Genomic DNA, 25552 nt, shown 5'->3' on the forward strand with positions numbered 1-25552 from the left:
CCCTGGTATCCATGCCCCAAGGGGGAAACGGTTTGTGGACGGGGAGGGATGGTGCGCGGGTGTTTGCACTCAGAGCGCGAACAGGGACAACAGGCCGCGGGCCGCGGTTTCCGGGTCGTTTTCGCCGAAGACGGCATCGACCACGGCCAGCAGATCCGCGCCGGCTTCGATGAGCTCCCCGCCATTTCTTTTCGTGATGCCGCCGATCGCGACGATCGGGATTGCCAGCCGTGATCGGGCGGCTAGCAAGGTATCGAGACGAGCGGGAGAGGCCAGAGGTTTGGTGACTGAGGAGAAGAACCGGCCGAAAGCGACATAGTCTGCACCCTGGGTCGCCGCATGTTCGGCTCGTGCCAACGAGTCGTAACAGGAGATGCCGATGATCGACCGCGCGCCCAGCAGGGCGCGGGCTTCCATTATCGAAACGTCCTCGCGGCCCAAATGTACGCCGTCCGCCCCGATGCTGGCCGCTAACTCGGCGTCATCGTTGATGATGAGCGGGACGTTGAATTCCCGGCAGATACTCCTCAGAAGCGCGGCTTTGCGGGCCCGTTCCGAAGGCAGCTTCTCGCGCAACTGAACTACTGCGGCGCCACCCTGCAAGGCGCTCGTGACTGAGGCGGTAAGCGCCGCATGCGGCTCACCATCGCGCGTGATGACGTAAAGACCGCGGCGCGGGAACGGCAACGGGCCCATGCGCCTGGTCAGGCGTAACGCCTCGCCAGCGACCCGGTTACCAGCCCCACGGGCCCCACATGCCCCAATTCATCGCCGCGTCTTCGTTCATCATTGCCGCCTGCCGCTGTTCGTCGGCGATCGACTTCTGTATGGCGAGCTGCTGATAGCGCTGATAAGCCGCGCCGTCACCAGCGTAGAGGCATTGGCAATATTTGGCGTCGGCGTAAATGAAACGCACCGAGTCGTTTTCGTTGTGCGGAACCAGTTTGAGCTGGGTCAGCGTCTGGAGGTGGGCTTTTTTGTCCGGTGTGTCAGCGTATTTGATCTGGAAGCCCGACGCCGCGAGCATCTGCTCGATGTCGGTGACTTCGTTGCGCTCGATTGCGGCGCACCCACTCATCAGACCGGCTACGGATGCCGCGATGATCACGCCCCGGATGTTCTCTATGCCCATGCCTCGAATCCCTCGTGTGACGAAATACCCAGAGGGACTATTATGCCGGAAGTTCGTGCTGGCTGCCCTCGCCTTGGCCGACCCACGGCCGGTTCGCGCCTAACCGTGTTCCCACAGTTCTACAGACCGCCCCCATACGGGCCCCACATATCCCAGCGCATGCGGTTGGCGTGGTTCCACATGGTCTGTTGCCGCTGCTGGTCCATCTTGGAATTTTTGCGCGCGTAGTCCTGGTACCGCTTGTAGGCGGCCTGATCGCCAACATAGAGGCACTGGCAGTAGGTCGCGTCGGCATAAACAAAGCGGGGCGTGTCGCCGTCCTTGTGTCCTGTGATATCCAGCTGTGGCAGGGACTGGAGATGCGCCATTTTCTCGGGCGTATCCGCGAGCTTCTCTTCAAATCCGGCGGCGATGAGCATTTGTTCGACTTCCGTGACCTGCCCCTTCTCCATGGTCGCACAACCCGACGCAGTAAAGGCTACAAGAAGCGTGGTCAGGCTTCCGGCCCAGTTCGGGCGCAGTCGCGTTGCGGCGTTCATGTTCATCATCGGGTTTCGGTTCTCCGACTTGGTTATGGGTGGATCGGCAGCGTCTGAGGCCGCCGAAGAGCAGGCAGGCTGGTCCGCTTGCGCCATCTCTTCCGGATACTACACGGGGTCCGCGCAGCTTGACAAAGGACTGACTGAGCCATCGCCGGGAAAGCGTTGGGGCGTGCGCTTGGTGAGACTCGCAATCAGAAGGACTGTGGTGGGGTTGAACTGATCGCTTGCGCGGATCGTCCTTGAGCCGGTTGCCGGGGGCGCAGCAGGCCCGCAGTTCGACGAGGACTCCCGTCATTCAAGAGCGCTGCGCAGTGAGGAACCACCCCGATTCAGGTCGGAGGGGTAGTGCATGCTGCGTGGGCGAGCGGCGGGGCGAGCGGGTGTGTGCAGCCAGACGCCAAGGCTCAGGATGCCCAGTACGGCAAGGATCCCGTCGGCAACCCAGACCCAGAACAATCGCGTTCCCGCCTGCGTCATGAGTTCGGCCCCCAGTTGATTGCGAATCTCGTGCAGCAGGTCGGTGCTCGCTTCGCGATAGACAAGATAGCTGGCCACCCCGATGACGAGCAGACCGAAAAGGCGCCGCAGCGCCGTGCCATTGACGAAGCGTGCGATCAGTGCGCCCAGAAGACTGCCGCCGACTGTCCCGCCGACGATGATGCCGGCCAGATCGAGATCGATGCTGACGTGCTGGATGTGCCCCGCGAGGGCGGCGAAAGACTGCAATGCCAGCACCATCAAGGAAGTGCCGACGGCCGACTGCATGGGCAGCCCTCCCAGCAAGGCCAGGGCGGGCACGATCAAAAAGCCGCCGCCGGCACCGACCAGTCCGGTAAGGCAGCCTACCAGAATGCCGTCGAACGCGATGGCCAATAGTGGCAGGTGGGCTGGACACAGCGGGCCTCCGAGCTCACTTTCGGGTGTCCGCCGGCTGCTGCTCAGCATCGCAAACGCCGTCCCGAACATCAGCATCGCGAAACCCAGCAGCAGGACGCTGCTTGGAACGAACTCGGCCAGGCGCCCGCCGGCATAGGCGCCGAGCATGCTGGCGAGCCCGAACGAAAGGCCGGTCTTCCAGCAGACACTCCCGCGCAGGGCGCGACCGATCATGGCCACCGCACTCGTCGTTCCAACGACCAGCAGCGAGGTCGCGATGGCCGCTTTGGGCTCCATGTGGACGAGATAGACCAACAGGGGTAGCGTCAGTATCGAGCCGCCGCCGCCGAGCAGTCCCAGCAGCAGTCCGATCCCCGCCGAGAGGATGACGATCAGCGTCATGACCGGTTTACTCCGTTGCAGTCAGCGAACGGTGCGCTGGAGGTGTCTGGCGTTGAGGTGCGGTTCATCGAAGCAGCTGCTCGGGTCAGTGGCGATGCAGCAGGCTGCCAGCTACTTCCGTGCCAGGGAATGACAACGGGGCGTGCGTTGCGGCACGGGCTCCGGTGGCCGCAGGTCGTCGGTCTGGGGATCTCGCGAGAGAGGGAGGTTCGAATGTCTCGGTCTGTTTCGTAGTGAAACGTGTGAGGCGCCTTGAAACGGGCGCCTTAACGCTCCGCTCGGCGGTCAAAGCGCGGGACTGGGAAAATCTTGACGAGCCGCTCGGACAGCCTGGATGCGCAGGTCGCGTAGCGCTTGTCCGAAGGCTTCGCCGCGGAGGCCGCGTTCCGTCAGGGCCTGGGTCTTTACCTGGCGGGCGGCGTTGCGCGCTGCGCGGATCCAGTCGGCTTGCGGGTAAGGTCGGTTCTCATAACCCGCACGCCCACGGGCGTCGGCTTCGCAGGCCAGGAGAAAGTTCTGGGTGTCGTCGCCGCGATGAAAGGCGTCGATGCGCTGGAGCAGGTCCACGAGCGTCGCGGCACGCAATTCGAAGACACGGTGACACGTCCCGTGATGGAGCATGACCTTCTCGGCCAGTTTGCGGTAGGCATTCGGAACCTTGAGCCGAGTGCACAGATCGCGGAGGGGGGCGAGCCCGCGCTGTTCGTGTCCGTGATGACGCGGGATTAGCTCCGGCGGTGTGGTGCCTTTGCCCAGGTCGTGCATCAATGCCGCGAAGCGCACGCAGGCATCTTCGCTCAGACGGACCGCCTGGTCGAGCACCATCAGGGTATGCAACCCGGTGTCAATCTCCGGATGGTACTCAGCTCGTTGCGGGATACCGAACAGGCGTTCGATCTCCGGAAACAGCACGCGCAACGCACCGCAGGATCTCAACGTTTCGAAAAAGGCGCGAGGCACCGCTTCGCCGAGCGCGCGTTCCAGTTCCAGCCAGACCCGCTCCGGCACCAGCGCGTCAGCTTCCCCGGCAGCGACCATTTCGTCCATCAGGCGCCGCGTCTCCTCGGCAACCGTGAATCCGATGCCCGCGTAGCGAGCGGCAAAGCGCGCAATCCTCAGAATCCTTACTGGGTCCTCCCGGAATGCCGGCGACACGTGGCGCAGGCAGCGGCCTTCGAGATCACGCTGGCCTCCGTAGGGATCGATCAGCCGGCCGTTCTCATCGATTGCCATCGCGTTGATGGTGAGGTCGCGTCGGAGCAGGTCGTCCTCGAGCGTGACGTCGGGGCCAGTATGCACGGCGAAGCCGCGGTATCCCGGCGCCGTTTTGCGCTCGGTTCGCGCCAGCGCGTGCTCCTCGTGCGTTTTCGGGTGCAAAAACACCGGAAAGTCCTTGCCGACGGGTTTGAACCCCAGTGCGATCATCTGCTCAGGCGTGGCGCCGATCACGACCCAGTCGCGTTCTGAAACCGGTCGCCCCAGGAGTTGGTCGCGCACGGCGCCGCCGACGAGATAGCGCTTCATGTTGCGGTTGTTGAAGGGATACCTGATAGGATTCGAGCATTCTAATCGGGGCGTAACGGTCTATGTGGGAATCCCTGCTGCTGTACCTGATCTGTGGGGCCATCGCCGGTCTGGCGGCCGGCTTGTTCGGTATCGGTGGCGGCATCGTGATCGTGCCGTTTCTCGCCTGGTTGCTTCCAGGTCAAGGCTTCCCGGATTCTCTCGTGATGCTGTCGGCAGTCGCCACATCGCTGGCGACTATCGTCGTCACGTCCATATCATCGGTCTCCGCGCATCACCGCCAAGGCGCGGTCTCGTGGCCCACCGTGTGGCGTCTGGCGCCCGGCCTCGTTCTAGGTTCGATCCTGGGGCCACTGGTCGCCCGACACCTGCCGGTGCCGGTGTTCAAGTCGCTGTTCGGACTGTTCCTCTGGTGGGTTGCTGCGCGGACGTTGGGGCAGTCACGGCGCGGCGCCCCGATGCACCCGACTGCGGGCGTGGCCTTTGCCGCTTTCGGGACACTGATCGGGCTCTCATCGGCGGTACTCGGTATCGGCGGAGGCACCTTGAGCGTGCCGTACCTGTTGCGTAACGGTTATCCAATGACCGAAGCCGTTGCCGTGGCCGGTGCCTGCGGATTTCCGATTGCAATCGTCGGCACGGCGACCTACCTCTTGCTAGGCTGGTCGCAGGCCACGATGCCCGTGCCGAGTATTGGCTATGTTTTTCTGCCTGCCTTCGTCGGCATCGTCGCGGCCAGCGTGCCCGCTGCCGCCGTGGGCGCCCGACTCGCGCACCGGCTCCCGACACAACGACTGAAACAGGCGTTTGCGCTGATCCTGATCGGTGTCGGTGCCCGCTTGCTCTGGCAGGGCGGAATGCCACTGGGTTCAGCGCTGTGGCAAACCCTGCGACCGTTGATCATCGAGTGAGGTTCGCTATGTCGAAACCGCGTGTGGAAATCGAGTATTGCACCCAATGCCGCTGGCTGCTGCGCGCGGCCTGGCTGGCGCAGGAGTTGCTGACCACGTTCGAACAGGAGCTTGGCGCCGTCAGTCTCCTGCCGGGTACCGGAGGCACCTTCGTCGTCGCTGTGGATGGAGTTGTCGTCTGGTCCCGGAAAGATGAGGGACGCTTTCCGGAGGCCAAGGAATTAAAGCAGCGTGTGCGGGATTTGATCGCGCCGGAGCGGAACTTAGGGCATTCGGAAGCGCATTTTCCGCCCAGCACTTAGGATGAGCCCAGGTCGGCACCTGACCTCTGCTGGGGGCTGTTCGAAGTAAAATATCCGACCGGCAGAACGTTCCTGGGTGGTTCTGGTGCCGGGATAGAGGCTGGAGGGCGTTGGAGGTGTTCGACATGTCGTTGGGCGAGCGCTGTGAGTTGGTGATGACAGGCGTTGACGAGACGTGCGCGTCTCTTCCAGTAATTCATGAAGTGCTTGCGAAAGTCTTGCGGTGTGATCTCGCCGAAGTCACCCTGCCGACGTTGTCGGACCCGATCAAAGTCCCGGGTGCGTTGTCCCAGGATGATGCGAGGCGCTTGAGCGATGCTTTGCAGAGCTTTGGAATTCAGTGTCACATAAAGCTCGATGATGTGGGCGTTTCGGGTTTGACGCTTGCCCCGCTTGAGGGTGAGTCAGAACCGAGGATCAAGGTCTTCGATTGCCCGGATTGTGGACACTCCATCGATTTCCTAGTGGGCAAACCCGAGCCCGAAAAGTGTCCGTCTTGCGGTTTGGTGTTTTCGAAACACGAATACCAGGTTAAAGAAAAGGCGATTTGTGAGCGCGTAGTTCGCCGCCTGCGGGAGAGCGCCGACAGCGATCAGGAGACTGGGCTGAATGATCGCGAAGCAAAAAATCCAGATGACTAAGCGGAGTCTGGCGACCGTGCTCTAAAAAAAGCGCTTGGCTTCCGTGATCTCCTTGATTCTTGGTGCCATATTGTGCTCGCAGCAACAGCGAGAAGAGAAAGGGAGGGAAGTAATCAATCTGGCTAGATTTTAATCACGCAAATATGTATCCTCTCACCAGCATTGCTTTATATCTTCCGCGCCGGTTTTCCCCTTTACTCCCAGTTGGTTGATCGTAAGGGTCGCGCAGCGGTCAGTTGCCTGTGCGCCTTGCGGCGCAGCCTCAAGGGTGAAAGTCAATGCGGTCGATCCGGACGCAACCTTGATTTTGTAGAAGCCTTCGCCGCTTGGTGCCGGATCTGTGCTGTAACCCAGATTGGTCATGCTGCTGGTGTAGGTTTTGTTGTCAAGAAAGTATTGTTCTTGTTGGGCCAAAGCCTTCATTAATGCCGCTTGCCCGTCGCTACGCCGTGTCTTCATGACTGCGGATTGATACGATGGTAATGCTATGCCGGCCAGAATGCCGACGACGGCCACGGCAATCATTAGTTCAATGAGCGTGTAGCCCTCCGATTTTCGTGCGTTCATGATCTTACTCCTGTTTGTACCAGTAGATTTGCCACAGCGGCTTGCTAAAGACGGGAAGCCTGAATTGTTCTGTCTGTGGGATGTTTCCTGGAGTTATGTAGGTGCTGCCCTTGTAGGAAATGAACACGGGGTCACTCGGTAAGCCGCCACCGGTGATCGTGGCGCGTTCCATGACGATTTCTGCACTCGTTTCTCCCGCCGTATCGTTTCCCGTATTGAAGTTGAAAACGCCGCCGCCGGTGCTTAGGTTGACGACGTAGCTCTGGGATAGGCCCTCCGTGGGTGCGCATTCCAATGCCGGGTCTTCCACATTTTCGTTGGGAAGATACGTGCTGAAGTAGACTCTTCCAAAATAAGTCAGGGGTGAGGTCAGCATCTTCTCGCCACTCGCGGAACTACCCAAATCGAAGCGCCAACCCGACGGAAAGCTGGCAGCAGAATAGACTGTCGCGGTGTCCGTCAGGTCCTGAAGGTCAGTTACCAGCTTTGCGGTGGTGGGTGGATTACCCACTGTAAGGTTCGGGGGGCGCTCCTTGAAAACATAGAACTGATTCTGAACGTTGGTATCGCGCGGCGCCTCGCGGTTGCCGGAACCGATGATCACGGCGTCGAAAGGACCCACACTGTCTTTGGCTGGAACGAAATCAGGGCTGTGAAAGAAGCGGCGGTCAGGCTCGCCGGCATGCCGGCCGACCGACAGGACCGGTACCAAAGTCCAGGTGCTGGTCGGATCCGCCTGGCTGGCGATTGGCGCTGGGAGGTCGCCACGCCAAACCACCCCACCGGTATCGCCGACATACAGCCGGTCAGTCCAGCCATTGCCATCGGTATCGATTGCTGTGACGGTAGAAGGGATCGAGTCCGTACCTGCGGTGAACTTTCGCACCAGACTTCCGTTCGCCGCATCAACTACATAGATGAAGTTGCCTTCCGTATCGTTGGTACCCAGCAAGGCGTTGCTCGGATTGTCGGTTGCCCTCAGGTCCTTGTTGAGGTCGTAGCCGCCGGCGAAAATCAAGACTGGCTTCACGTCTGCTGTCTCGAAGGTGCCCAGATTCACGCGTCCGAGGACCGGGGTTGCGAAAGTCAGGCCGAGGTCGTCGAAGTCTCCGCTCGAGTCGCCCTTGTAGATAGACCAGAGCATCTTCGGCGTGGCCGGGTTGGTGATATCCAAGGCGTAGTAGCCCTTTCCGCCTCGGCGCATGCCGACGTAGGCATAGACCTTGTCGCCGGTGCCGATAGTGCCGTTGCCGTCGACATCATCGGTATAGACCGCGATTCCGCCGTCCAGACCGTAGAGCGGGTTCGCGGCATCGGGGTTGTCCGCGAATTTTTTAACGTTTCCCAGCAAGCGACGGGGAATGAAGGCCCACATCTCCCGGCCATCGTCGGTTCCGTCGCTCAGTTTGTTGCGGAACAGCCGCAGGTAACCGTCGTTGCCGGCCGTCAGCATGTACAAGGCCTGATTGGTGGTCGTATAGCCGCCCGCCGTGCCGTAATTGACCGGCGTTGGTTTGGCGTGGATCGGGTCGCCAAACAACCAGGGTCGAACCGGCTTGCCACTCGGCTTAGCCCAGGGATGGGCCTGCGTTTCCGTTCCCGCATACTCGTTGTAGATATCGAGGCCGCGGATGAATTTGAGCAGGTTGATTGCATCGACGTCGTCACGTACGCCGTTCGCGTTGGTGTCGGTCGAGGCGGCCGCGGCATAGGTCGCGGCGTTGGTCCACGTTACTGTGCCGAGCGCGCCGCTCAGTTTCAACCATTCCCAGGCCGCTGCCGCAGTCGTGCCGTCGGCATTTAGTGCGCGCAGCGGAGCTGCCGTGCCATTCGTGTAGCTGTCGGGTTCCGTAAAGACCTGGCGGGTGCCGGTGCCGTTCGCATCGCCGGGGCTCCCGCTCAGGAAGCCCGGTATCTGCTGGCCCGCACCGCCGCGCCCGACGCTGCGGCCGTCCTTGCCCGCGACCTCGCCTTTGCTGGTGTCGGCATACAACACGTCGAAGCCACTGGCAGTTGTCCAGAAGCTCAGCACGTCGTTCTTGATGCGGCCGTCGGTCGGCGAAATGGCTTCGGTGCCCTGCTGATCCACGACTTTCAGGTTACCGGTGGCGGAGTCCTGATCGATCCTGAAGCGCTTCAGGTTACCGTTCCAACGGACGGATTCCTCAGGCTGAAACAAGCCGAAGAAGACATGTTCGAGCGTATCCACGCGGTTGAACAAATTGCTCGGCACCGTGGCGGAGACGAAGCTGGTGCTGACGCTGAGGATTTGCTTGAAGATATCGGTCAACTGCTGGATCAACACCCTTGGGTCCGAACTCAGAGGCAGGGCCGTATTGGTGCCGCCAGCCGAGGCATAGCCCTTCTGGTTGGCCTGGGTCAGTTGCGACTCGTCAACAAAAAAATACGACGTGACGTTCTGCACGCCGTCTAGGTCACCGGCGGTGCCATAGGTGCCGTCGGCCAGGTCGGCATCCCGCATGAAGCGTATCACGGTCGCGAAATTGTTGTTGTTGCCCGACAGGTTGAGGCTGTTCATGCCGCCGGCGGCCTTCGCGGCCTTGATTGCAGCATCCGAACCGTCTTCCTGCTGCGAGACTGCAAACATGAAGTTGATCGCGAAGATCCGCGTGCAGTCGCCTCTCAATGGACTGATATAGCGGGTGTGATCGTCCTCGATGTCGGTGTCCCATTCCACCAGCGGGTCGTAGAATGTCGTCGTGCCGGGGTTGTCGACGTTCAGATTATCGGCCTTGTTCTTGTCGCCGAAATCCTCCCACCCCTTGTGCCCGTTGTAGATGCCTTGTCCGGTCAGGTAGCGAAAGAACTCGAAGTAGAGTTCCTTGCCCTGGAAGGGGTGTGCCGCATTGCCCTGAGGTAGCGGAATGTGGCTCAGCGCCTCGTGGAAATGATGCTTGTCGGCGTCGAAGCCGTGCAACACATAGCCGCCGTTGCTGCACTGACCGACCGGTCCCGCGCCGCACGCCCCACCGGTCGTGTCGCTGTGATTGATCATCAGCCCAACTTTCACGTTCTGCAGTTCGACCGCCATGTCGTCCAAGACCTTGCGCAACACCGCGCGCAGCAACTGGAAGAATGAGACTGTGCCGGAGGCCGGCAGATAGGTGGGACGAAGGCCATCGCATTCGGTCCCCTGACATACGGTGGAACTCAGGTTCGAGCGCCAATCCACCGTGAACATCACCAGGGGCTGGCTGGATCCTGCGTCGCCGAAGTCTCTTCGCAGGTAGACCTCGGTGTCGTCTGCAAGAAGTCCAGACGAGCAATGACCCACGAGCAACAGGGCCAGCCAATGCCATTTTGCGTTCATGGAGCATCTCCCGCTAATCGGCCCGGATGATCCGCATCAGGCCGGTCATCAGATCGGTTTTCCCGTCGCCGGCGCCGCTGGCGTCGTAGCAGCTTCGTGCTTCGTAATAGGCCGTCTTGAACAGCTTAGAACTGGTCGCAAAGACACGCGGTGGGACTCCGCCTCCCATACCACCGCGCGTGACTTGCAAGGCGCTGGCACTGCCCATCGGTGACGGCAACGTGAGGTTCGTCTCGTCACAACTGATCCAGCGGCCGTTACATAGTGTCGAGGCGTGAGACAGATTGGACGAGCAAAATGTGTATCCTGTGGTACCCAATACCGGCATCAATTCCGGGTGGCCGACCAGATAGTCGAGTCCGGCTTGGGCCTGCTGGAAGGCCACGTTTTGGGCTTCGAGATTGTTGGCGATGCGCAATTCGGCCGTATTCGAGCGGATTGCGGCAAAACCCAGCACGCTGATGATCAACAGCAGGATGAGTCCGGTCACCAGGGCCGCGCCAATCTGGCGCACTCGCAGTTTTGGCGTGTTCATTTCGGCAGGGCCATGTTGAAGGCATTCTGGTAAACGGGGTTTCGCAACTGCACGGTGGTCGTGTAGACCCGCCGCTGGTAGTGGTCGTTGAACGTGGGGTTGCCCGTCAGTGCGCTGCTGACGTTGATCGTGCCGAACTGATAAGTCTTGTCGTCGAGCGGCAACGTCGAGTCCGGCTCCAGGCTGCGGACCAGCACGTAGATTCGCGCATTCAGCGCGCATTCGAGCGGATGATTCGCCGACTTGTATACGTCGCTTTCTCCCACATACCGATCGAGGTGCGTATCCGCGTCGCAGGCCGAGGTGCTGAGGTCCAGGTCGTCGACCCCGAATTGAACATGGAAAAATTCGACGCCCTCGGCGATCTCACCTTCCTCCTCGATCGCTGGGGTGCCGCCATTATGGGTCAGGCCTTTTCGCCGCAATGACGGTATTCCGGTGGCGTCGTCGGTGGCGATGTAGTAGACGCGGACGGTGTAATCCCAATCGACGGGTGATGCGGTAGGGTCGACGCCTGTGGGCGGTGCGCCCCCGCTGGACAAGATGAAGGAACCCGCCTCACCGTCGACCCGGACATACACGTGTCCGGCCTGTCCGGCCTGAGTGTCGCAAACGTAGTTGCCGTCCTTGTTTGTCCGCTGCGACACGCACGAACCCGCAACGTGCTTCACGGCCAGTACGTTCGCTCCGCCTCGGACGGAATAGCTGTCGCCGTCCTGCAGGCATCCGAAGTGCGTGCTCGGTGCATCCGAAGGACTTGACGGCTTGAAGTATTCGACGGCGCGGGTGACGTCGTAAGCCCAGCGGTCGATGTCGGAAGGGCCGCAGTCAGCGCTGAGCGCGATGCCCGGGCCGCCGCTCACGTCGGTGCTGAACCCCCCCCAAAAATCGGCGAGTGACAGGTCGTGGACGAGGACATCGAGCGCAAAGCGCCCCGCGTCCTGCATGCGTGCGAAGCGCTCGGCCTGGTGGTAGTGCTCCCGGCTGCCGAGATAGACGCCTGACAGGGCCAGCGTCACCAGCAGACCCAGCGTCAGGGCGATCATCAGTTCGATCAGCGACAGGCCGGACTGCCGCCGTGGGCGCGGTCGCTTAGTCATGGGAGTGTGCAATATAGGTGCTCAGGACGAGGATACGACGGAATTCGTCGTTGGTTCCGTAACGGCCTTGTCCACAGCTGTTGCCGTCATGTGCATCGGTCATCGCCGCCTTGCCGCGCCATGCCACGGTGACGCGATATTCCCCGGATTCCCCGTTGGCGGGCCCGGTGACGCACAGCGTCGGGTCTACCACGCCGCCCACACTGGTGGTGCCTCGCATTTCGGGCGACCCGTTCAAGACGCCAAGTACCCGATGCAAGTCGAAGTTGGCGAGTTCGGAAGTCGTGCAGTTGATAGTGGTGCAGTTCGTGACCGTCCAGCCGGTGAGGCTGGAAGCGGTCAGGTCCGCCCCGGCAGTAAGGTAGGTCGCCAACGGTGATGTGGCGCTGATCAAACTATGACTGTTCAACCGCATACGCTCAAGCAACTCAAACGCGGCCGCGGCGGCGATCGTCCGCTGCGAGGCTTCGGCGCCGGCCTGTTTACTGACCAGTTGCAGCGCGCCCATTCCGAGCATGCCGATCGCAAAGACGAAGACGGCGACCAGCACTTCAACCAAGGAGAAGCCGCTGGATGAGTGCAGCGCGGTCGCTGGCGTGCTCGTCGCCAGTCTCGGGTCTTCGGGCGTCAGGCAAAGTGTGTACCGGCACATGGCATCGTCTCTAGGGACAGGAAAACGCGTCACCGCTGCTGTCTTCATGATATCCGTCGCCATTGCTGTCGCGGCTCGCCTTGACGCGGCCGGTGCCGCTGAGGATCCTGCCGCGCGCCGAACGCACCAGATCGCCCTGGCACACCTTGAAAGTCCCATTGAAGCCTTCCGCGTTCCCACGCGCGTCGAAAGTAACTCGGCTACGAGAGAACGTGACCGCGAGCGTTCCCTGAACGGCGTCATGCAGGCGCAACACGCCTTCGCGCCCGCCGTCCATCACACCGTCGTTGTCGAGATCGTTGAAGACGAGCCAGCCGTCGTTCCAAGTGCCGCCATTATTGCAGGCCGTGCCGTCGGAATTGCGCTTGCAGACCGTCACCGGAGCATTGCGTTTGATCGCTTCGCTGCGGGCGACTGTCAGGTCGGCGGTCAGGTCATTGGCGAGGAGCGTCGTGCGGTTGTTGGCGATGGTTTCTCGGAAACTGGGCACCGCTAGGCTAAGCACGATTGCGGCGACGGCGATCGTGACCATCATTTCGATTAGAGAGAAACCCGCTGTGCGATTTTGCGTGTTCATGGACAAAGCCTAAGGGAGCCAAGGCCCCTCTCGGCCGACGGGTGTGCGAAACGGCTCACAGAACGCTGAGATTCAGGTGGGTGTTCCAATGTCTGCGCATTTCAAGGGCACTTGCTTTCAATAGTTTTACTGCCGCACTCATGCGGTTTAAGATGCCGTGGAATAGACACTGAGCGCTGATCGCTGACACCTTGGGAAACCGGAAAGTACACCGTGCGACTGAATCCAGAGCAGATCTATGCCATCACCCGGACCATAGGCTGCCTCACTCATGGAACGGCAGACATTTTCCTGTTCGGTTCCCGGCTTGACGATCGCGCGAAGGGGGGGGACGTCGATCTGTTGCTCGAGACCGCAGCTCCGCTGACCCTGCGGGAGCGGGCACGTATGAAGATGGAACTTGAGGCCCAGATCGGTTTGCCGGTCGACATTGTGTGTTATGCACGGGACGCCACCCGCAGCCCATTCCAGCGCATGGTGCGGGCCAAAGCCGTCAGGCTGAAGGCACCTGCGTGAGCGACAGCCCGCTCGACGCGGAACGGGCGCATCTTGCGGGTTTGCTCGAGGCCATCCACCGCTGCGTCTATTTCCTCGATGCAGCGGATCACCGTCAAGCGTGGCCGCTTTCGGGGGAGGGCTTGGCAACCCATAAGAAAGATGTCCCGCTCTTCGAGTCTCTTGCTGCCATGAACGAACGATTTGCCAAACTGCAGGACACCCTCGGGGCCGCTATGCGCCACGCCGCACTTCTCGCGGGTGAGCGGGGCGATACCTTCCTGCGCATTCTGGCCTTCTACGAAAAGATCGCGGTGATCGAATCTATCGAGGAGTGGCAACTTTGCCGAACGACCCGCAATCTCGCAGCGCACGACTACGAAACCGATTACACCGAGATTGCTGAACACTTCAATTCGCTCCACACGCTCATCCCGCATCTGTACGGCACTGCAGGTCGGTTTCTGCGCTACTGCCAAGGTGCATTGGGCGTCATGCCGGATCCCGGTGACTTCGCAGGTGAGTTCGCCGCCATTGTCGGTCCGGCGTGCAGTTCCCTGAATCCTGATGCCTGATCTGCTTGCGCTGAGGTCGGATCGCCCTGAGATTGAGCTGGATTAGCGGTCGGCGGTGGGCCTCGGATATGCCGTCAATGAAGCAAATTCAATCCTTGACAGCAAAAGGAAACCACTGGGGTTGCGCTCATCCCCCCTGCAACAGGGCGCGGAGCCGCTCCCAGTCGAACGACGGTCCCGGATCGGTCTTGCGGTCAGGTGCGATATCGCTATGACCCGTGATGCGCTCCGGTGACAGGTTTGGATACGTTTTCAACAGCGTCCCGATAACTTCCCCAAGTCGATGGTATTGCTCGTCGGTGTACGGAACCGTCTCGGTCCCTTCCAGTTCGATCCCGATCGAAAAGTCATTGCAGGCGGTGCGGTCGCCGTAGCGCGATATTCCGGCGTGGTAAGCGCGCTTGTGAAAGGGGACGTATTGCACGATCTCGCCGTCGCGGCGTAGCAGCAAGTGACTGGAAACGCGGAGATGACAGATGCCTTCGAAGTAGGGATGGGCAGAAGGCTCTAGAGTGTTCGAGAACAGCCGGTCGATCCACGCGCCGCCGAATTCGCCGGGCGGCAGGGAAATGCAGTGGATCACGATCAGGCTGATGTCCTCTTCGTTGGGGCGGTCGTCGAAATTGGGCGTTTCGCCGCGGCGCGCCGCGCTCAACCAGCCCTGATCGATTGCTCCGCCGGCTGTCGTGATCTGCACTGTCATCTTTTGTAATCCGGGTGAAGGGGGCGCGCGTCACGAAACGTAAACGGTCGCTTGATAGCCGGCTGGGTCGATGCTTGCCTGACCAGTTGCCGCGTGTATGATTGGCCTCTCAGAAATCCGTCGCGCCAGCATCGCCATGTCCATTCGTGTGCGTTATTTTGCCAGCCTCCGGGAAAAGATGGGCCGTGTCGAGGAAACCTTGGCGGCCGAAGGACTCGAGACCGTGTCCGACGTCTGGAAAGCGGTCAGCGAAGGACGACCACTACCCGAACAGATTCTGTGCGCGGTGAACATGGATTACGCCACGCCGGAGTCGCTGGTCGCAGACGGTGATGAGGTCGCCTTTTTTCCACCGGTAACGGGGGGTTAACTGTGACGGTCGAGTTGCGCCCGACGCCGTTCGAGCCGTTTGCTGAGTTAAGTCGATTTCACGAGTTGATGGCGGAACAGCGGCGGTCAGCCGGTGCCTTGGCCACCTTCATTGGGACGATGCGCGACTTTAATGAAGGTGACACGGTTACGCGCATGACACTCGAATACTACCCCGGCATGACCGAGCGACAACTCGCGGCGATCGTCGAAACGGCGAAGGCGAGATGGCAGCTCATCGATGCTCTCGTGATCCATCGGGTGGGCGAGGTATGGCCGGGCGACCCGATCGTGCTCGTCGGGGTCTGGTCAACGCACCGTGCAGCCGCATTCGACGCTTGCCGCTACCTTATGGAGGAATTGAAGAGTCGGGCGCCGTTCTGGAAGAAGGAAGCTCTCGGCGTCGGCGAACGCTGGGTCTCGTGCAACACCCCGGGTTATTCGTCATGTGGCTGATCGGGGCCGCTGGCATCCGAGTCGAAGCGGTCATGCGATATCCGCAGTGCGACTGCCGCCGCTGATCAAGCCGTAGCGATGGCTTCAGACGCAGACATGTCAGAGTCCCGGACACACCTTCTTGCCAAGCTGAACGGCGAGACCGGCAAGCTATCCTGGCGCGAGCTTGAACGGCATTTCGCGCGCGGTGCCGTCGTCAAGGTCGACGCGGCGCTTGATCTCGTCGAGGTGGGGGTCAGCCTGGCGCAGGACGACGCAGCGACGCTGGGTGTCTGGCTGGAACAAGGGCTTATCGCACGCGCCAGTGATTCCGACGCCGCGGCGTGGAGCGCCGAGCCGGACAGCCAGTTTTGGGCCGTTGTCGTCGCACCCTGGGTCGTCGTGCAACCGGTGGTCGGCGAGATCGAGGCACCGGTCAGGGTTTGACTGGTCCGATGGACAAAATGCCCATGATGTCGCACCATGCGGCTTTTCGTGTTGGGGCCTAAGGAAACTGGGCGGGTTCGCGCCGGGGTCGTCGTCTTGCTCCGTTGCCATCGGACCATCCGGCTAACTCACCCTTCCGCCAAACCCACGGCGTCGGACACTGATAGACCACACAGCGATGGATCTTCGTTACCCTCCCTCAGTTTATTTTGGTTTGCTGCTGGCTTTCTGCTCGGTGCTGATTGCCGCGGCGCTGTACTTTCAATTCAGTGGCGGGCTGGAACCCTGCCCGCTATGCATTTCGCAGCGCATCATGGTGCTGGTCGTGGGAGCTGTGATGCTGGCAGCCGTACTGCATCGGCCAGGCCGAGTCGGTACCCGCGCGTATGCCGTGGCCGGATTTCTGGCGGCGATCGGCGGCGCTGCAATCTCTGCGCGGCATGTCTGGCTGCAACACCTGCCGCCCGAGGAAGTCCCCTCCTGTGGTCCGGGCCTCGGCTACATGCTGGAGAACTTCCCGATCGGCGATACGGTCAAGGCCATGTTGAGTGGCACCGGTGATTGCGCCAAGGTTGACTGGACGCTGTTCGGCCTCAGCATGCCGGCCTGGGTGCTGTTGTGTTTTCTCGGGCTGGCCGTAGCTAGTCTAGCGCAGGCCTGGAATACCCACGGTGTCGACAATCGCTTCCGCTGAGCGGCCCGCGCAGGGTAATCAAGGCATTACATGGCTTACCTGCAAAGCGTTCTGATCGGGTCAGTTTCCTGATGAGCGTTGCCCCCGTTACGCCGGCTCGTTCAATCCTGATCACGGGATGCTCGTCGGGGATCGGGCGTTGCGCGGCCGACCTGCTGCGAAAGCGCGGCTATCGCGTTTTTGCCAGCGCCCGCAAGCCGGAAGATGTCGAGGCGCTGCGTCGAGATGGTTTCGAAGCCGTGCATCTGGATCTGGCCGATTCCTCGTCGATTCGTGCTGCCGTGGCGTTCGTTCTGGAGGCCACCGGCGGCTCGCTCTACGGCCTGTTCAACAATGGCGCGTACGGTCAGCCCGGGGCGGTCGAGGATTTGCGGCGGGAGGTGCTGGTCGAGCAGTTCCAGACCAATGTCTTCGGCACGCACGAGTTGACCCAACTGGTGGTGCCCGTGATGCGCCGTCAAGGTGGTGGCCGCATCATCCACAACAGCTCGCTACTGGGTCTGGTGTCGCTGAAATACCGCGGGGCCTACAACGCCAGCAAATATGCGCTCGAGGGCTTGGCCGACACTCAGCGCCTGGAACTGGAGGGATCAAACGTTTTCGTCTCGCTGGTCGAGCCCGGTCCCATCCTGAGCCGCTTCCGTGAAAACTCGATGGCCGTCTACCGGCGCACGATCGATGTCGATGCGAGCGTTCACCGTGATCGTTACCGTGAACTGGAAGAACGGCTGGCCAAGCAGGGCGCGGCCGCACCGTTCACGCTCGGGCCGGAGGCGGTGGTTGCTAAGGTCATTCAGGCGCTGGAAGCAGGGCGGCCGAAACCGCGTTATTTCGTGACGTTTCCGACTTATCTCTTCGCCGCGTTGAAGCGCTGCCTGCCGGCTGTCTGGCTCGATCGGGTGTGTGCCCGCGTGAACTGATCCGAGCTCGGCACACGGCGTTTGAGGGAGAAGTGCGCCGGTCGGACGCAAGGGTGTTACCCGGAATCCCGGGAATAAAGGAGGAGTCAGCCGATAAGCCGGGTTCTGTCGTGGGCAGCCATTCATCTGGGACGTACGTCACCGTGCGCCTCAAGCGACCGACCCGGGAGCCGTGCGGGCCACACGTCGGGCCGAAGCCACTGCTCCCCTATTTGGTCTTGCTCCGGGTGGGGTTTACCGTGCCGTTCCCGTTACCGGCAACGCGGTGCGCTCTTACCGCACCATTTCACCCTTACCTCGTGCCGTAAAGGCACGGGGCGGTATATTTTCTGTGGCACTTTCCGTAGGCTCGCGCCCCCCAGGCGTTACCTGGCACCTTACCCTGTGGAGCCCGGACTTTCCTCCCTCCGCGGTCGTTGCCGACGCGAAGAGCGACTGCCTGGCCAACTCCGGCGGCTAGTGTAACCGCAGGCGGTACATCCCGCGAGTGCTGTTCTTGGCACTGCGAGCCGTGTTCGGGAGAGGTCGAGGCGCAGCGGCAATTAGCGGCGCTCCCGCGTAGACACACCCCACGCACGTCGACGAACTGTCCCTATGCCATGACTCGCTGCTCTCTGGGGCGCGAAAAGCGCCGTGGGCTCGGGCCATCATGCGCAGGGGTACTGGAGGCAGGGGCGCCTAACTGGCGATCTTGAATTCGAACAGTTGCTTCGTGGCGTCACGAAGGTGCTGTTCCCAATGGACTCGGTAGCTGAACACCCACATCGACAGGGCCTGGGCCTCGTGCTCCGGCCCGGCGACGTAAAGATTGAGTGCGCGCTTGAGGTCGAAGTAAACATCGGTGATGTCGTCCGCCAGGCTACCGGTCTTGAGTCCGTCACCAGCCTCCAGATCGCCCTCGGACCAATAGTCATCGAGGGAGCCAAGGAAGCTCTTGAGTCTCTGGTACAGGGCAAAACGGGCCTCGAGGTCCTGCAGCATCGAGTACTCGGTATCGCTCGTCATATTGTGCAGCAGGGGTTGAATGCGCTGTTCCAGTTCCAGCATGAGGCTCCCGATCTGCCGTAGCCAGGTCTTGCCGTCGCCTTCGAATGACGCGTACCCTTCCACCTGGCGACAAAAATCCGTGACAGATTCCGCGAAGCGGTTCTCGGCAAGATACTGGTTACGCACTCGGCGCCTCTAGTGGAGTTTTTCCGACTGTTCAGACTGCTAGTCTAGCTTACCGGGCCCGCGCCGTGTCGATGACCCGTCCCCCGCTCGATGGCTGCGGATGGTTGGTTGTAACGGTGCGTGGAGAGTTCGCTCGCTGGCGGTCCATCACTCTCTCTCGCTCGGAGGTTGCGCGTGCCCCTGCCGGTCGTTTTATGCTTCTCAGGCCATGATCCAACCGGCGGCGCCGGGATCCAGGCCGACATCGAGACCCTATTCAGTTTCGGCTGCCATCCGAGCACTGTCGTCACCGCGCTGACCGAGCAGGATACCGTCGACGTCCGTGGTGTATTCCCTCAAGATCCTGCCGTCTTCGTGGCCCAGGCGCGCGCGCTGCTCGCCGATCTGCAGGTATCCGCCGTCAAGATCGGGCTGCTCGGTAGTGCCGATATCGCCCGGGCAATCGTGGAATTGCTCGATGCGCTGCCCGGCGTGCCGGTCGTGCTTGATCCTATCCTTGCCGCCGGCGGCGGACATCCGCTGGCCTCCGAAGCGCTGGCTGCGGTGATCGGCGAATATCTGCTGCCGCGGGTGGACGTCCTGACGCCCAACTCGACGGAGGCGCGGCGGCTGTCGGGACGCGCTACCCTCGACGCATGTGCCGAGCACTTGCTCGGTCGCGGCTGTCGACGGGTGCTGATCACCGGAACGCACGAGGCAGGCGAAGACGTCATCAACCGCCTCTATGGCCCCGAGCGCGTATGCACGCAGCGTGTCGCCCGTTTGCCCGGCACCTATCATGGTTCCGGTTGCACGCTCGCGGCGGCCGTCGCCGGTTGCCTGGCCTTGGGGCTCGACATCGATCACGCGGTTCTTCGGGCGCTCTCGTACACCTGGGACGCGCTCGCAGCCGGCTATGCGGCGGGCCACGGACAATGGTTGCCGAATCGCCGAGTGACACCTCACCTTTCGGTCGATGCGAACTGGCCACCTTAACGCGGGGAGGCGGCGAAACGTCCTGCGCGCAGCGGTGTCGTCCCGCTATCCCCAAGCCACGCCCTGCCTTGTGGAGGCTTATTCGTTCTCCAGGAAAGTCCAGTGTGCGAAGCTTGCCGCTTGCCCACGGAGCATGCCGGTCTGGTCCACCAGGTTCCAGACCGTGGCCTTGTCGATGCGGAAACGCCGACCGCCGCGCGCGATCCGAACGCCCTGATAGTCGTCGATGTAGCCGCGCGTCGTGACTCGTTCCAGCAAGCGCGCGCGTTCCTCCCGGCTGACCGGGGCGGCGGAGAAACGGGACGGCAGCGCGGTGAAGTCCTCCCACGGCATGCCAAACAGGCCTAGCGCGGTTTCGTTGCCGTAATTGAACACCGGGTCGGGCGCCGTGTCGTGCGATACCAGTACGAAGCGGGCGCGGAAAAGGAAACGCGCTGCTTCAGCATCGGATAGCCCCGGATCGACCAGATCGCGCCGGGTCCAGTGCCGGAAGCTGTAGCGCATCAGTGCCACATGGGTCGCCAGATAGTGGTTGTCTTCAGCAGGTTTGGGGAAGTGCATGATCCGGGTTTTCGGTGCCGATGGGCGGACGCGCCGTATACTATGGCGCCTTTCCGACTGACTGCAACTTCCCATGCCGCTGCTTCGCCTGACCGACGTTTCTATAGCTTTCGGTGTCCATCCGCTGCTGGATCACGCGCAGTTGCAACTCGACTGTGGCGAGCGGGTCGGGTTGGTCGGGCGCAATGGCGAGGGCAAGTCGACCTTGCTGAAGATCCTGTCCGGGGAGATTCTGCCGGACAGCGGTGAGCTCTGGCGCCAGGGGGGCTTGAAGACGGCGTTGCTGGCCCAGGCGCCAACCCTGCCGGAGCAGGGGACGATTTATGACGCGGTGGCCGACGCGCTGGGCGAGATCGGCCACTGGATCGCGGAATATCACCGGCTGTCCGAACGGTTGACGTCCGATGGAGACGGCGATCTGCGCCCGCTCGAACGCCTACAGCATCAACTCGAAAGTCACGACGGCTGGAATTTGCGTCAGCGCGTCGAAACGGTGTTGAGTCGGCTTGGTTTGCCGGAGGATAAACCGACCGCGGGGCTTTCGGGCGGCTGGCAACGCCGCGTCGCGCTGGCTCAGGCTCTGGTGCTGGAGCCGGACGTGCTGTTGCTGGATGAACCGACCAACCACCTGGATCTCGATGCAATTCTGTGGCTAGAGGAGCACCTGCTGCAGTTCCCCGGCGCGATTTTGCTGATCACCCATGACCGGGCATTTCTGCAAAGGGTCGCAACCCGGATCGTCGATCTGGACCGCGGCCGGCTGACCTCCTGGACCGGACGTTATGACGATTTCGTCCGGCGCAAGGCGGCGGCGTTGGAGGAGGAAAGCCGTCACAACGCCGAGTTCGACAAGAAGCTGGCCGAAGAGGAAGTCTGGATCCGGCAGGGAATCAAGGCGCGGCGTACCCGGAACGAAGGCCGTGTGCGGGCATTGAAGAAATTGCGCGAGGAGCGCCAAGCGCGCCGCGAGCGGCAGGGTACGGCCAGGCTGGCGCTCGACCAGGCCGAACGCTCCGGTAAGCTGGTCATGGAAGCCGAGAATATCAGTCTCGCGTTCGATGACCACCCTGTCGTGCGCGACTTCTCTACCAGTGTGATGCGCGGTGACCGGATCGGTTTGATCGGTCCGAACGGTGCCGGTAAAACCACGCTGGTGCGTCTGCTGTTGGGCGAATTGCCTCCGGATTCCGGTTCCGTTCGGCTGGGCACGAATCTCAAGGTCGCCTATTTCGATCAGTTGAGGGCTCAGCTGGATCCCGAGCAGACGCTGGTCGAGGCGGTCGGCGATGGTCAGGAATGGATTACCATCGGCGAGCAGCGCACCCACGTGCTCAGCTATCTCGGGAATTTTCTTTTCTCGCCGGCGCGAGCGCGCTCGCCGGTCAAGAGTCTCTCCGGTGGCGAGCAGAACCGCGCGCTGCTGGCACGGCTGTTCAGCCAGCCGTGCAATGTGCTCGTGCTGGACGAACCGACCAACGATCTCGATATCGAAACCTTGGAACTGCTGGAGGAACTACTGGCCGAGTTTCAGGGCACAGTGCTGCTGGTCAGCCACGACCGGGCATTCCTCGACCGGGTTGTTACGAGCACCTTCGTGTTCGAAGGCGATGGTCGAATCGCTGAGTATGTCGGCGGCTACTCCGACTGGGTGCAGCAACGCACCCCTGCCATTGCTCCCGGGGTGGTCGCGCCGGCGACTACAGCCCCGATCCCCGAGCGTTCCCGTCCGCGCAAGAAGCTCAGTTACCGGGAACAGCGCGAACTGGAAGAACTGCCGGCGGAGATCGAGCGTCTGGAGACGCAGCGCGCGGAGTTGACCGCGCTGATCAATGCCCCGGAGTTCTATCGTCGGGAGCAAGCCGAAGTGCAGCGCACGCTCGACGAACTCAAGGCGCTTGAAACGCGGCTGGAGACCAGTTTCGAACGCTGGGGCGAACTCGAGAGTCGGCTGTCCGGCGATGAATCGGATCGAGCCTGAGTGGCGTGTACTGTTCCCTTGGAAGCGCGCCTCACGCTGCGGTACGCCGGGAACGAACGAACAGGTAAACCAGGTAACCCGACGCCATCCATTCGTAACGATGCACCCATGGACTACGTATCCACTGCTGCGCCATCAAAGGCCAATGGAGCTTGATCAGGTACAGTGCAAGAACGTCATTCAGAACAAAAATCACGGTCTCTTCGTTGAGGAGCACCTGTGCCCGTTCCCGAACGCCGGCCCGCCGCGCCAGAACCCGCATCGCCATGGCCGTTTCACGGGCCTCCTGCCACTTTCCGCGTATCCATCGGATCGGCGTCAGCGGCCGTACCCCTGCGCCGCCTGATAGTGGCCTGGCCTCGGTTGTTCGGCTTGTCTGTTCCTTCCCGTCCACTGCGGCGATGAGCCGATAAAGCTGTTTGCCCAGCGCGTTGAAGTCACAGATATGCTCGAGGAAACGGACCGAGAGCTTTCGCTGCCGTGGCGATAGATCGACACGGTAGATTCCTTCGATGCGTCTGAGTTCGGCGACGAGGCGTGCGGCAGTCTGGGGAAAGCAGATCGCCTCGGGAACGTCGAATCGGACATGCCCCGGCGATCGATAACGGAGAATGATGTCCCTGGCGAGGTCCATGATGCGATAGGGAGTTGTATCTGCTGCTAGGCAACCGCCCGCGCCGGTTATGGCGCGGGCGAGCGGCGGTTGAGGTTCCCGGTCTTGGTCGGGGCGACGGTTTGCCGCTATTCCGTGATATCGATCTCTCCGCTTTGCTGGAGGATCTCCTCACGATACTTGTGGATCAGGTAACCCACGGCGATGCCGGCGCCGAACAGGACCACCGGATGCGTCAGAATCCGCCGCAACAGCGAATGTCCACTGGCTGTCGACGCCGTTATCGCCGCGCCGGTTGCCACACCGGCAGTCACTGCACGAGAGTGTGCCATGGCGCCCATACCGGCGCCGTGCTCCATCATCGCGCCCATCGCGCCACCCATCATGTGCTTCATGCCGGCGCCTTCGCCCATCATCTCCTTGGCGGCGTGGAGCGGGCGGCCTGCTTCTTCCACAACCTTCTTTGCGACTTCGGCCGCCTTTGCGCCGTGTACGTGTGCCATGTCGGTTTTCCTTGCTGGTGAACAGATGTGTTGGTCGTTGACTCGCGTCGTGGAGTGCCTACGGGGTGGCGCAATGCGAAATCCCCTTGACTGAACTTCCCCGGTCGAGCGGCGAGTCAGGTTGGCAATCGGGGTCGTGGGGCTCTGACTGCTGAGCGCAGCTGATCGCGGGGGTGCAGTCAAGTATCTCCGCCTTCGGATCGGACCCGCGCAACAGCACGCAAGCTAAGCCGGCTGAGCCCCTTTGTCAACTCAGCCGGCGCCCGTGCGCTGGGTGTCGGATTTTCCGTTTTGCTGGTGTCTGGAGCATGTGGGATCATCGATCTGTCGATTTTTCGTCCAAACTCCTCGACGATATGGAAGTAGGAATTGAAGCGCTGTCGCGATCTCTGTCAAGGACGATGAGGGATGCTTGGCGTCGGCCTTGTTGTGGCTGGCCGGCGTGGCCCGTTGTACTCGCGACGATGCTTGGCGTGTTGCCGCAGTGTCCGGAATGCCCGGAACCGGGGGGTGTCGCGGAGCGTGCGCTCGGCGAACGACGGGGCGGTCAGCCGTACCGGCTGGATGCGCTTAGTGATGATGACGGATTGGTTTGGGTATCTTCAGCGACCGGCGCGAACGGGCAGTGGTGGGCATGTTTCGCATCGGGCTGATCTCCGACACGCATGGGTTGCTCCGCCCCGAAGCCGTATCCGCGCTGACGGGCTGCGACCGTATCGTGCACGCGGGTGACGTTGGTGATCCCACTATCCTTGTGACGCTCCGGACATTGGCTCCCGCCACGGCGGTTCGCGGCAACAACGATCGGGGAGCATGGGCTGACGCATTGCCGGATAGCGCGCATCTGGTGGTCGGAGGGGTCACAATTCACGTTCTGCACGACCTTGCCGCGCTCGATATCTCACCGGCCTCGCGGGTCGTCGTGTCGGGCCATTCGCACCGGCCTTCGGTGGTCGAGCGCGACGGCGTGTTGTACGTCAACCCTGGCAGTGCCGGGCGCCGACGCTTCAAGTTGCCCGTCGCGGTCGGCGAACTTCGGCTGGATGGTGACGCAATCTCGGTGCGGATCATCACGCTGGACTGCGTTACTCCCCGCATGGCCTGAGCGTCATGGCACCGCGATGCCAAGACGCTCGAGCGCTCGGTCCATTTGCTCCGCCCACCCGCGGTTCGCCAGCGGACTCGCCGGGCTCGGGTGGGGTAGGCCGCCGACCCGGACCGCAGTGCCGGCGAGTGCTTCGGCCGCGCGGCGTTCAGCGAAGCGGCCGATCCCGAGTACCCAGCGCGGTTTGAGGATGGCGGTCATGCGCTGCAGGGAGCGGTCGCACGCTGCCGTCACCGCGCGCCGTTCGCCGAGCGGTAATTTGTCCGGCGTCAGATTGGTGCCTGCTTCCAGGAAGAAGCACAGCGGACAGTAGTTGCCGACGAAAAACCGGTCGAAGAACCGTTCCGGATCGCCGTAGCGGTCGCGCGCCCAGCCCCACAGACGCCGCCCGCTGCCCTCGCGGCGGGGGCAGGTGTAGCCGAACACCGGGCGTTTGGGGTGGAGAGAGGCCGGCTCGGCAACCGGCCCGTCGATGCGGAGCCATGTCCGTACCGATTCCACGTCGCCGAAGGGAATCCCTGTTTGCACCATGCCCCAGGGCCCGGGATTCATGCCGACCATCAGTATCTCGCGCTCACCCTGCCCGTAGCGTTCCAGGTAGGTTCGATGCGGCTCCCAAGCGTAATCCAGGGGGTCGTATACGTGGCTGACCGGTGGCACGAACCGGATCCGGCGGAGTTCGGCCTGCAGGGTGGTTGCGTTGTCGATTAGCGTCATGGGTGTGTCCTGATCCGTGCTCGGCAGGAGGGAACAGATTCAACATGCCTCGCGTCCGGCTCATGGGCCGCTGCGAGCGCGGCGTTCGCCGACCATCATATACTTCGGGCGCTGGCTCTTCAGGGACTCTCGAATCCAGTTCCCGTTGCTCTTGACGTCAGTCGATGGGACGTACCAGCCCAGGATGGCTGCGGTAC

30 protein-coding genes and 1 other RNA gene are annotated in these 25552 nt (G+C 61.9%); 13 read left to right on the forward strand and 18 right to left on the reverse strand.

Going from position 1 to position 25552, the window contains the following annotated elements; all coding sequences use genetic code 11:
- Positions 1-69: 69 nt before the first annotated feature.
- The 5 genes from thiE to BWR02_RS10560 form a co-directional block, all read right to left on the reverse strand.
- Positions 70-696 (reverse strand): thiamine phosphate synthase, encoded by a 627-nt coding sequence (gene thiE, locus BWR02_RS10540; RefSeq protein WP_139557723.1) that lies wholly within the window; start codon positions 694-696, stop codon positions 70-72.
- Positions 697-733: 37 nt separating this feature from the next.
- Positions 734-1108 carry a hypothetical protein gene (locus tag BWR02_RS10545; protein WP_201276229.1) on the reverse strand — a complete coding sequence of 125 codons (375 nt, stop codon included), beginning with the start codon at positions 1106-1108 and terminating at the stop codon, positions 734-736.
- A gap of 143 nt (positions 1109-1251) precedes the next feature.
- On the reverse strand, positions 1252-1680 hold the full coding sequence (locus BWR02_RS10550) for a hypothetical protein (RefSeq protein WP_139557725.1): 429 nt from the start codon (positions 1678-1680) through the stop codon (positions 1252-1254).
- Between the two features lie 285 nt (positions 1681-1965).
- Positions 1966-2952 (reverse strand): sulfite exporter TauE/SafE family protein, encoded by a 987-nt coding sequence (locus BWR02_RS10555; protein ID WP_139557727.1) that lies wholly within the window; start codon positions 2950-2952, stop codon positions 1966-1968.
- Positions 2953-3237: 285 nt separating this feature from the next.
- A complete protein-coding gene (locus BWR02_RS10560; RefSeq protein WP_139557728.1) occupies positions 3238-4476 on the reverse strand; it encodes a multifunctional CCA addition/repair protein in 1239 nt (412 codons plus the stop codon).
- A gap of 62 nt (positions 4477-4538) precedes the next feature.
- On the opposite strand from BWR02_RS10560, the gene BWR02_RS10565 reads away from it, so the two are divergent.
- The 3 genes from BWR02_RS10565 (at position 4539) to BWR02_RS10575 (ending at position 6330) form a co-directional block, all read left to right on the forward strand.
- A complete protein-coding gene (locus tag BWR02_RS10565) occupies positions 4539-5387 on the forward strand; it encodes a sulfite exporter TauE/SafE family protein (protein ID WP_139557729.1) in 849 nt (282 codons plus the stop codon).
- Between the two features lie 8 nt (positions 5388-5395).
- On the forward strand, positions 5396-5689 hold the full coding sequence (locus BWR02_RS10570) for an Rdx family protein (protein WP_139557731.1): 294 nt from the start codon (positions 5396-5398) through the stop codon (positions 5687-5689).
- 116 nt (positions 5690-5805) lie between these two features.
- Positions 5806-6330 carry a hypothetical protein gene (locus tag BWR02_RS10575; protein WP_139557733.1) on the forward strand — a complete coding sequence of 175 codons (525 nt, stop codon included), beginning with the start codon at positions 5806-5808 and terminating at the stop codon, positions 6328-6330.
- A 153-nt stretch (positions 6331-6483) separates the two neighbouring features.
- On the opposite strand, the gene BWR02_RS10580 is transcribed toward BWR02_RS10575, so the two are convergent.
- The 6 genes from BWR02_RS10580 to BWR02_RS10605 are packed head-to-tail and all read right to left on the reverse strand — an operon-like array spanning position 6484 to position 13092.
- Positions 6484-6897, reverse strand: a complete 414-nt coding sequence (locus BWR02_RS10580) for a type IV pilin protein (RefSeq protein WP_139557734.1) — start codon at positions 6895-6897, stop codon at positions 6484-6486.
- Between the two features lie 4 nt (positions 6898-6901).
- Positions 6902-10228 (reverse strand): pilus assembly protein, encoded by a 3327-nt coding sequence (locus tag BWR02_RS10585; protein WP_139557736.1) that lies wholly within the window; start codon positions 10226-10228, stop codon positions 6902-6904.
- Positions 10229-10241: 13 nt separating this feature from the next.
- On the reverse strand, positions 10242-10763 hold the full coding sequence (locus tag BWR02_RS10590; RefSeq protein WP_139557738.1) for a pilus assembly PilX family protein: 522 nt from the start codon (positions 10761-10763) through the stop codon (positions 10242-10244).
- The gene (locus BWR02_RS10595; RefSeq protein ID WP_139557740.1) at positions 10760-11863 is read right to left on the reverse strand and encodes a PilW family protein; all 1104 of its coding nucleotides are present in this window, start codon (positions 11861-11863) and stop codon (positions 10760-10762) included. Before BWR02_RS10595 ends, BWR02_RS10590 begins: the two co-directional genes overlap by 4 nt.
- Positions 11856-12578 carry a type IV pilus modification protein PilV gene (gene pilV, locus BWR02_RS10600; RefSeq protein ID WP_162560103.1) on the reverse strand — a complete coding sequence of 241 codons (723 nt, stop codon included), beginning with the start codon at positions 12576-12578 and terminating at the stop codon, positions 11856-11858. The genes BWR02_RS10595 and pilV overlap by 8 nt, the downstream gene beginning before the upstream one ends.
- The gene (locus tag BWR02_RS10605) at positions 12526-13092 is read right to left on the reverse strand and encodes a GspH/FimT family pseudopilin (protein WP_407941067.1); all 567 of its coding nucleotides are present in this window, start codon (positions 13090-13092) and stop codon (positions 12526-12528) included. The genes pilV and BWR02_RS10605 overlap by 53 nt, the downstream gene beginning before the upstream one ends.
- A gap of 213 nt (positions 13093-13305) precedes the next feature.
- Here BWR02_RS10605 and BWR02_RS10610 point away from each other — a divergent pair, with 213 nt between their 5' ends.
- Together BWR02_RS10610 and BWR02_RS10615 are read left to right on the forward strand one after the other, a co-directional pair.
- Entirely contained in the window at positions 13306-13608 is a 303-nt protein-coding gene (locus BWR02_RS10610) for a nucleotidyltransferase family protein (RefSeq protein WP_139557744.1), read from the forward strand.
- On the forward strand, positions 13605-14162 hold the full coding sequence (locus BWR02_RS10615) for a hypothetical protein (protein WP_139557746.1): 558 nt from the start codon (positions 13605-13607) through the stop codon (positions 14160-14162). Before BWR02_RS10610 ends, BWR02_RS10615 begins: the two co-directional genes overlap by 4 nt.
- A 127-nt stretch (positions 14163-14289) precedes the next feature.
- On the opposite strand, the gene ampD is transcribed toward BWR02_RS10615, so the two are convergent.
- Positions 14290-14865: a 1,6-anhydro-N-acetylmuramyl-L-alanine amidase AmpD gene (gene ampD / locus BWR02_RS10620; RefSeq protein WP_139557747.1), complete on the reverse strand. Its 576-nt coding sequence runs from the start codon at positions 14863-14865 to the stop codon at positions 14290-14292.
- Positions 14866-15001: 136 nt separating this feature from the next.
- On the opposite strand from ampD, the gene moaD reads away from it, so the two are divergent.
- The 5 genes from moaD to BWR02_RS10645 all read left to right on the forward strand — a co-directional run bounded on the left by moaD (position 15002) and on the right by BWR02_RS10645 (position 17730).
- Positions 15002-15235, forward strand: coding sequence for a molybdopterin converting factor subunit 1 (moaD, locus tag BWR02_RS10625; protein WP_129883751.1), 234 nt, complete (start codon positions 15002-15004; stop codon positions 15233-15235).
- Positions 15236-15303: 68 nt separating this feature from the next.
- Entirely contained in the window at positions 15304-15690 is a 387-nt protein-coding gene (locus BWR02_RS10630; RefSeq protein WP_201276234.1) for a molybdenum cofactor biosynthesis protein MoaE, read from the forward strand.
- Positions 15691-15786: 96 nt separating this feature from the next.
- Positions 15787-16116: a DUF2288 family protein gene (locus tag BWR02_RS10635; protein WP_139557856.1), complete on the forward strand. Its 330-nt coding sequence runs from the start codon at positions 15787-15789 to the stop codon at positions 16114-16116.
- Positions 16117-16294: 178 nt separating this feature from the next.
- Positions 16295-16810 carry a disulfide bond formation protein B gene (locus BWR02_RS10640; protein ID WP_139557751.1) on the forward strand — a complete coding sequence of 172 codons (516 nt, stop codon included), beginning with the start codon at positions 16295-16297 and terminating at the stop codon, positions 16808-16810.
- Between the two features lie 71 nt (positions 16811-16881).
- Positions 16882-17730, forward strand: a complete 849-nt coding sequence (locus BWR02_RS10645; RefSeq protein ID WP_139557752.1) for an SDR family oxidoreductase — start codon at positions 16882-16884, stop codon at positions 17728-17730.
- Between the two features lie 78 nt (positions 17731-17808).
- Here the strand turns inward: BWR02_RS10645 and rnpB are convergent.
- Together rnpB and BWR02_RS10655 are read right to left on the reverse strand one after the other, a co-directional pair.
- An RNA gene (gene rnpB / locus BWR02_RS10650) (RNase P RNA component class A) lies at positions 17809-18181 on the reverse strand.
- Positions 18182-18408: 227 nt separating this feature from the next.
- A complete protein-coding gene (locus tag BWR02_RS10655) occupies positions 18409-18903 on the reverse strand; it encodes a DUF5063 domain-containing protein (RefSeq protein WP_139557754.1) in 495 nt (164 codons plus the stop codon).
- A gap of 174 nt (positions 18904-19077) precedes the next feature.
- Between BWR02_RS10655 and thiD the strand changes: the two genes are divergently transcribed.
- Complete coding sequence (gene thiD / locus BWR02_RS10660; protein ID WP_328591518.1) at positions 19078-19878, forward strand: bifunctional hydroxymethylpyrimidine kinase/phosphomethylpyrimidine kinase; 801 nt, start codon at positions 19078-19080, stop codon at positions 19876-19878.
- A gap of 78 nt (positions 19879-19956) precedes the next feature.
- On the opposite strand, the gene BWR02_RS10665 is transcribed toward thiD, so the two are convergent.
- Entirely contained in the window at positions 19957-20439 is a 483-nt protein-coding gene (locus BWR02_RS10665) for an MEKHLA domain-containing protein (protein ID WP_139557758.1), read from the reverse strand.
- 73 nt (positions 20440-20512) lie between these two features.
- On the opposite strand from BWR02_RS10665, the gene BWR02_RS10670 reads away from it, so the two are divergent.
- Positions 20513-22417, forward strand: a complete 1905-nt coding sequence (locus BWR02_RS10670; protein WP_139557760.1) for an ATP-binding cassette domain-containing protein — start codon at positions 20513-20515, stop codon at positions 22415-22417.
- A 31-nt stretch (positions 22418-22448) separates the two neighbouring features.
- Here BWR02_RS10670 and BWR02_RS10675 read toward each other — a convergent pair whose 3' ends face one another.
- Entirely contained in the window at positions 22449-23051 is a 603-nt protein-coding gene (locus BWR02_RS10675; RefSeq protein ID WP_139557762.1) for a cation transporter, read from the reverse strand.
- A 107-nt stretch (positions 23052-23158) separates the two neighbouring features.
- Positions 23159-23533, reverse strand: coding sequence for a hypothetical protein (locus BWR02_RS10680; protein ID WP_139557764.1), 375 nt, complete (start codon positions 23531-23533; stop codon positions 23159-23161).
- Between the two features lie 592 nt (positions 23534-24125).
- Here BWR02_RS10680 and BWR02_RS10685 point away from each other — a divergent pair.
- Entirely contained in the window at positions 24126-24638 is a 513-nt protein-coding gene (locus BWR02_RS10685) for a metallophosphoesterase family protein (protein WP_236102126.1), read from the forward strand.
- Between the two features lie 3 nt (positions 24639-24641).
- On the opposite strand, the gene BWR02_RS10690 is transcribed toward BWR02_RS10685, so the two are convergent.
- Positions 24642-25355 (reverse strand): single-strand selective monofunctional uracil-DNA glycosylase, encoded by a 714-nt coding sequence (locus BWR02_RS10690; RefSeq protein WP_139557766.1) that lies wholly within the window; start codon positions 25353-25355, stop codon positions 24642-24644.
- Positions 25356-25552: the final 197 nt, after the last annotated feature.

It is taken from the genome of Methylotetracoccus oryzae (genome assembly GCF_006175985.1).
Lineage (GTDB): Bacteria > Pseudomonadota > Gammaproteobacteria > Methylococcales > Methylococcaceae > Methylotetracoccus > Methylotetracoccus oryzae.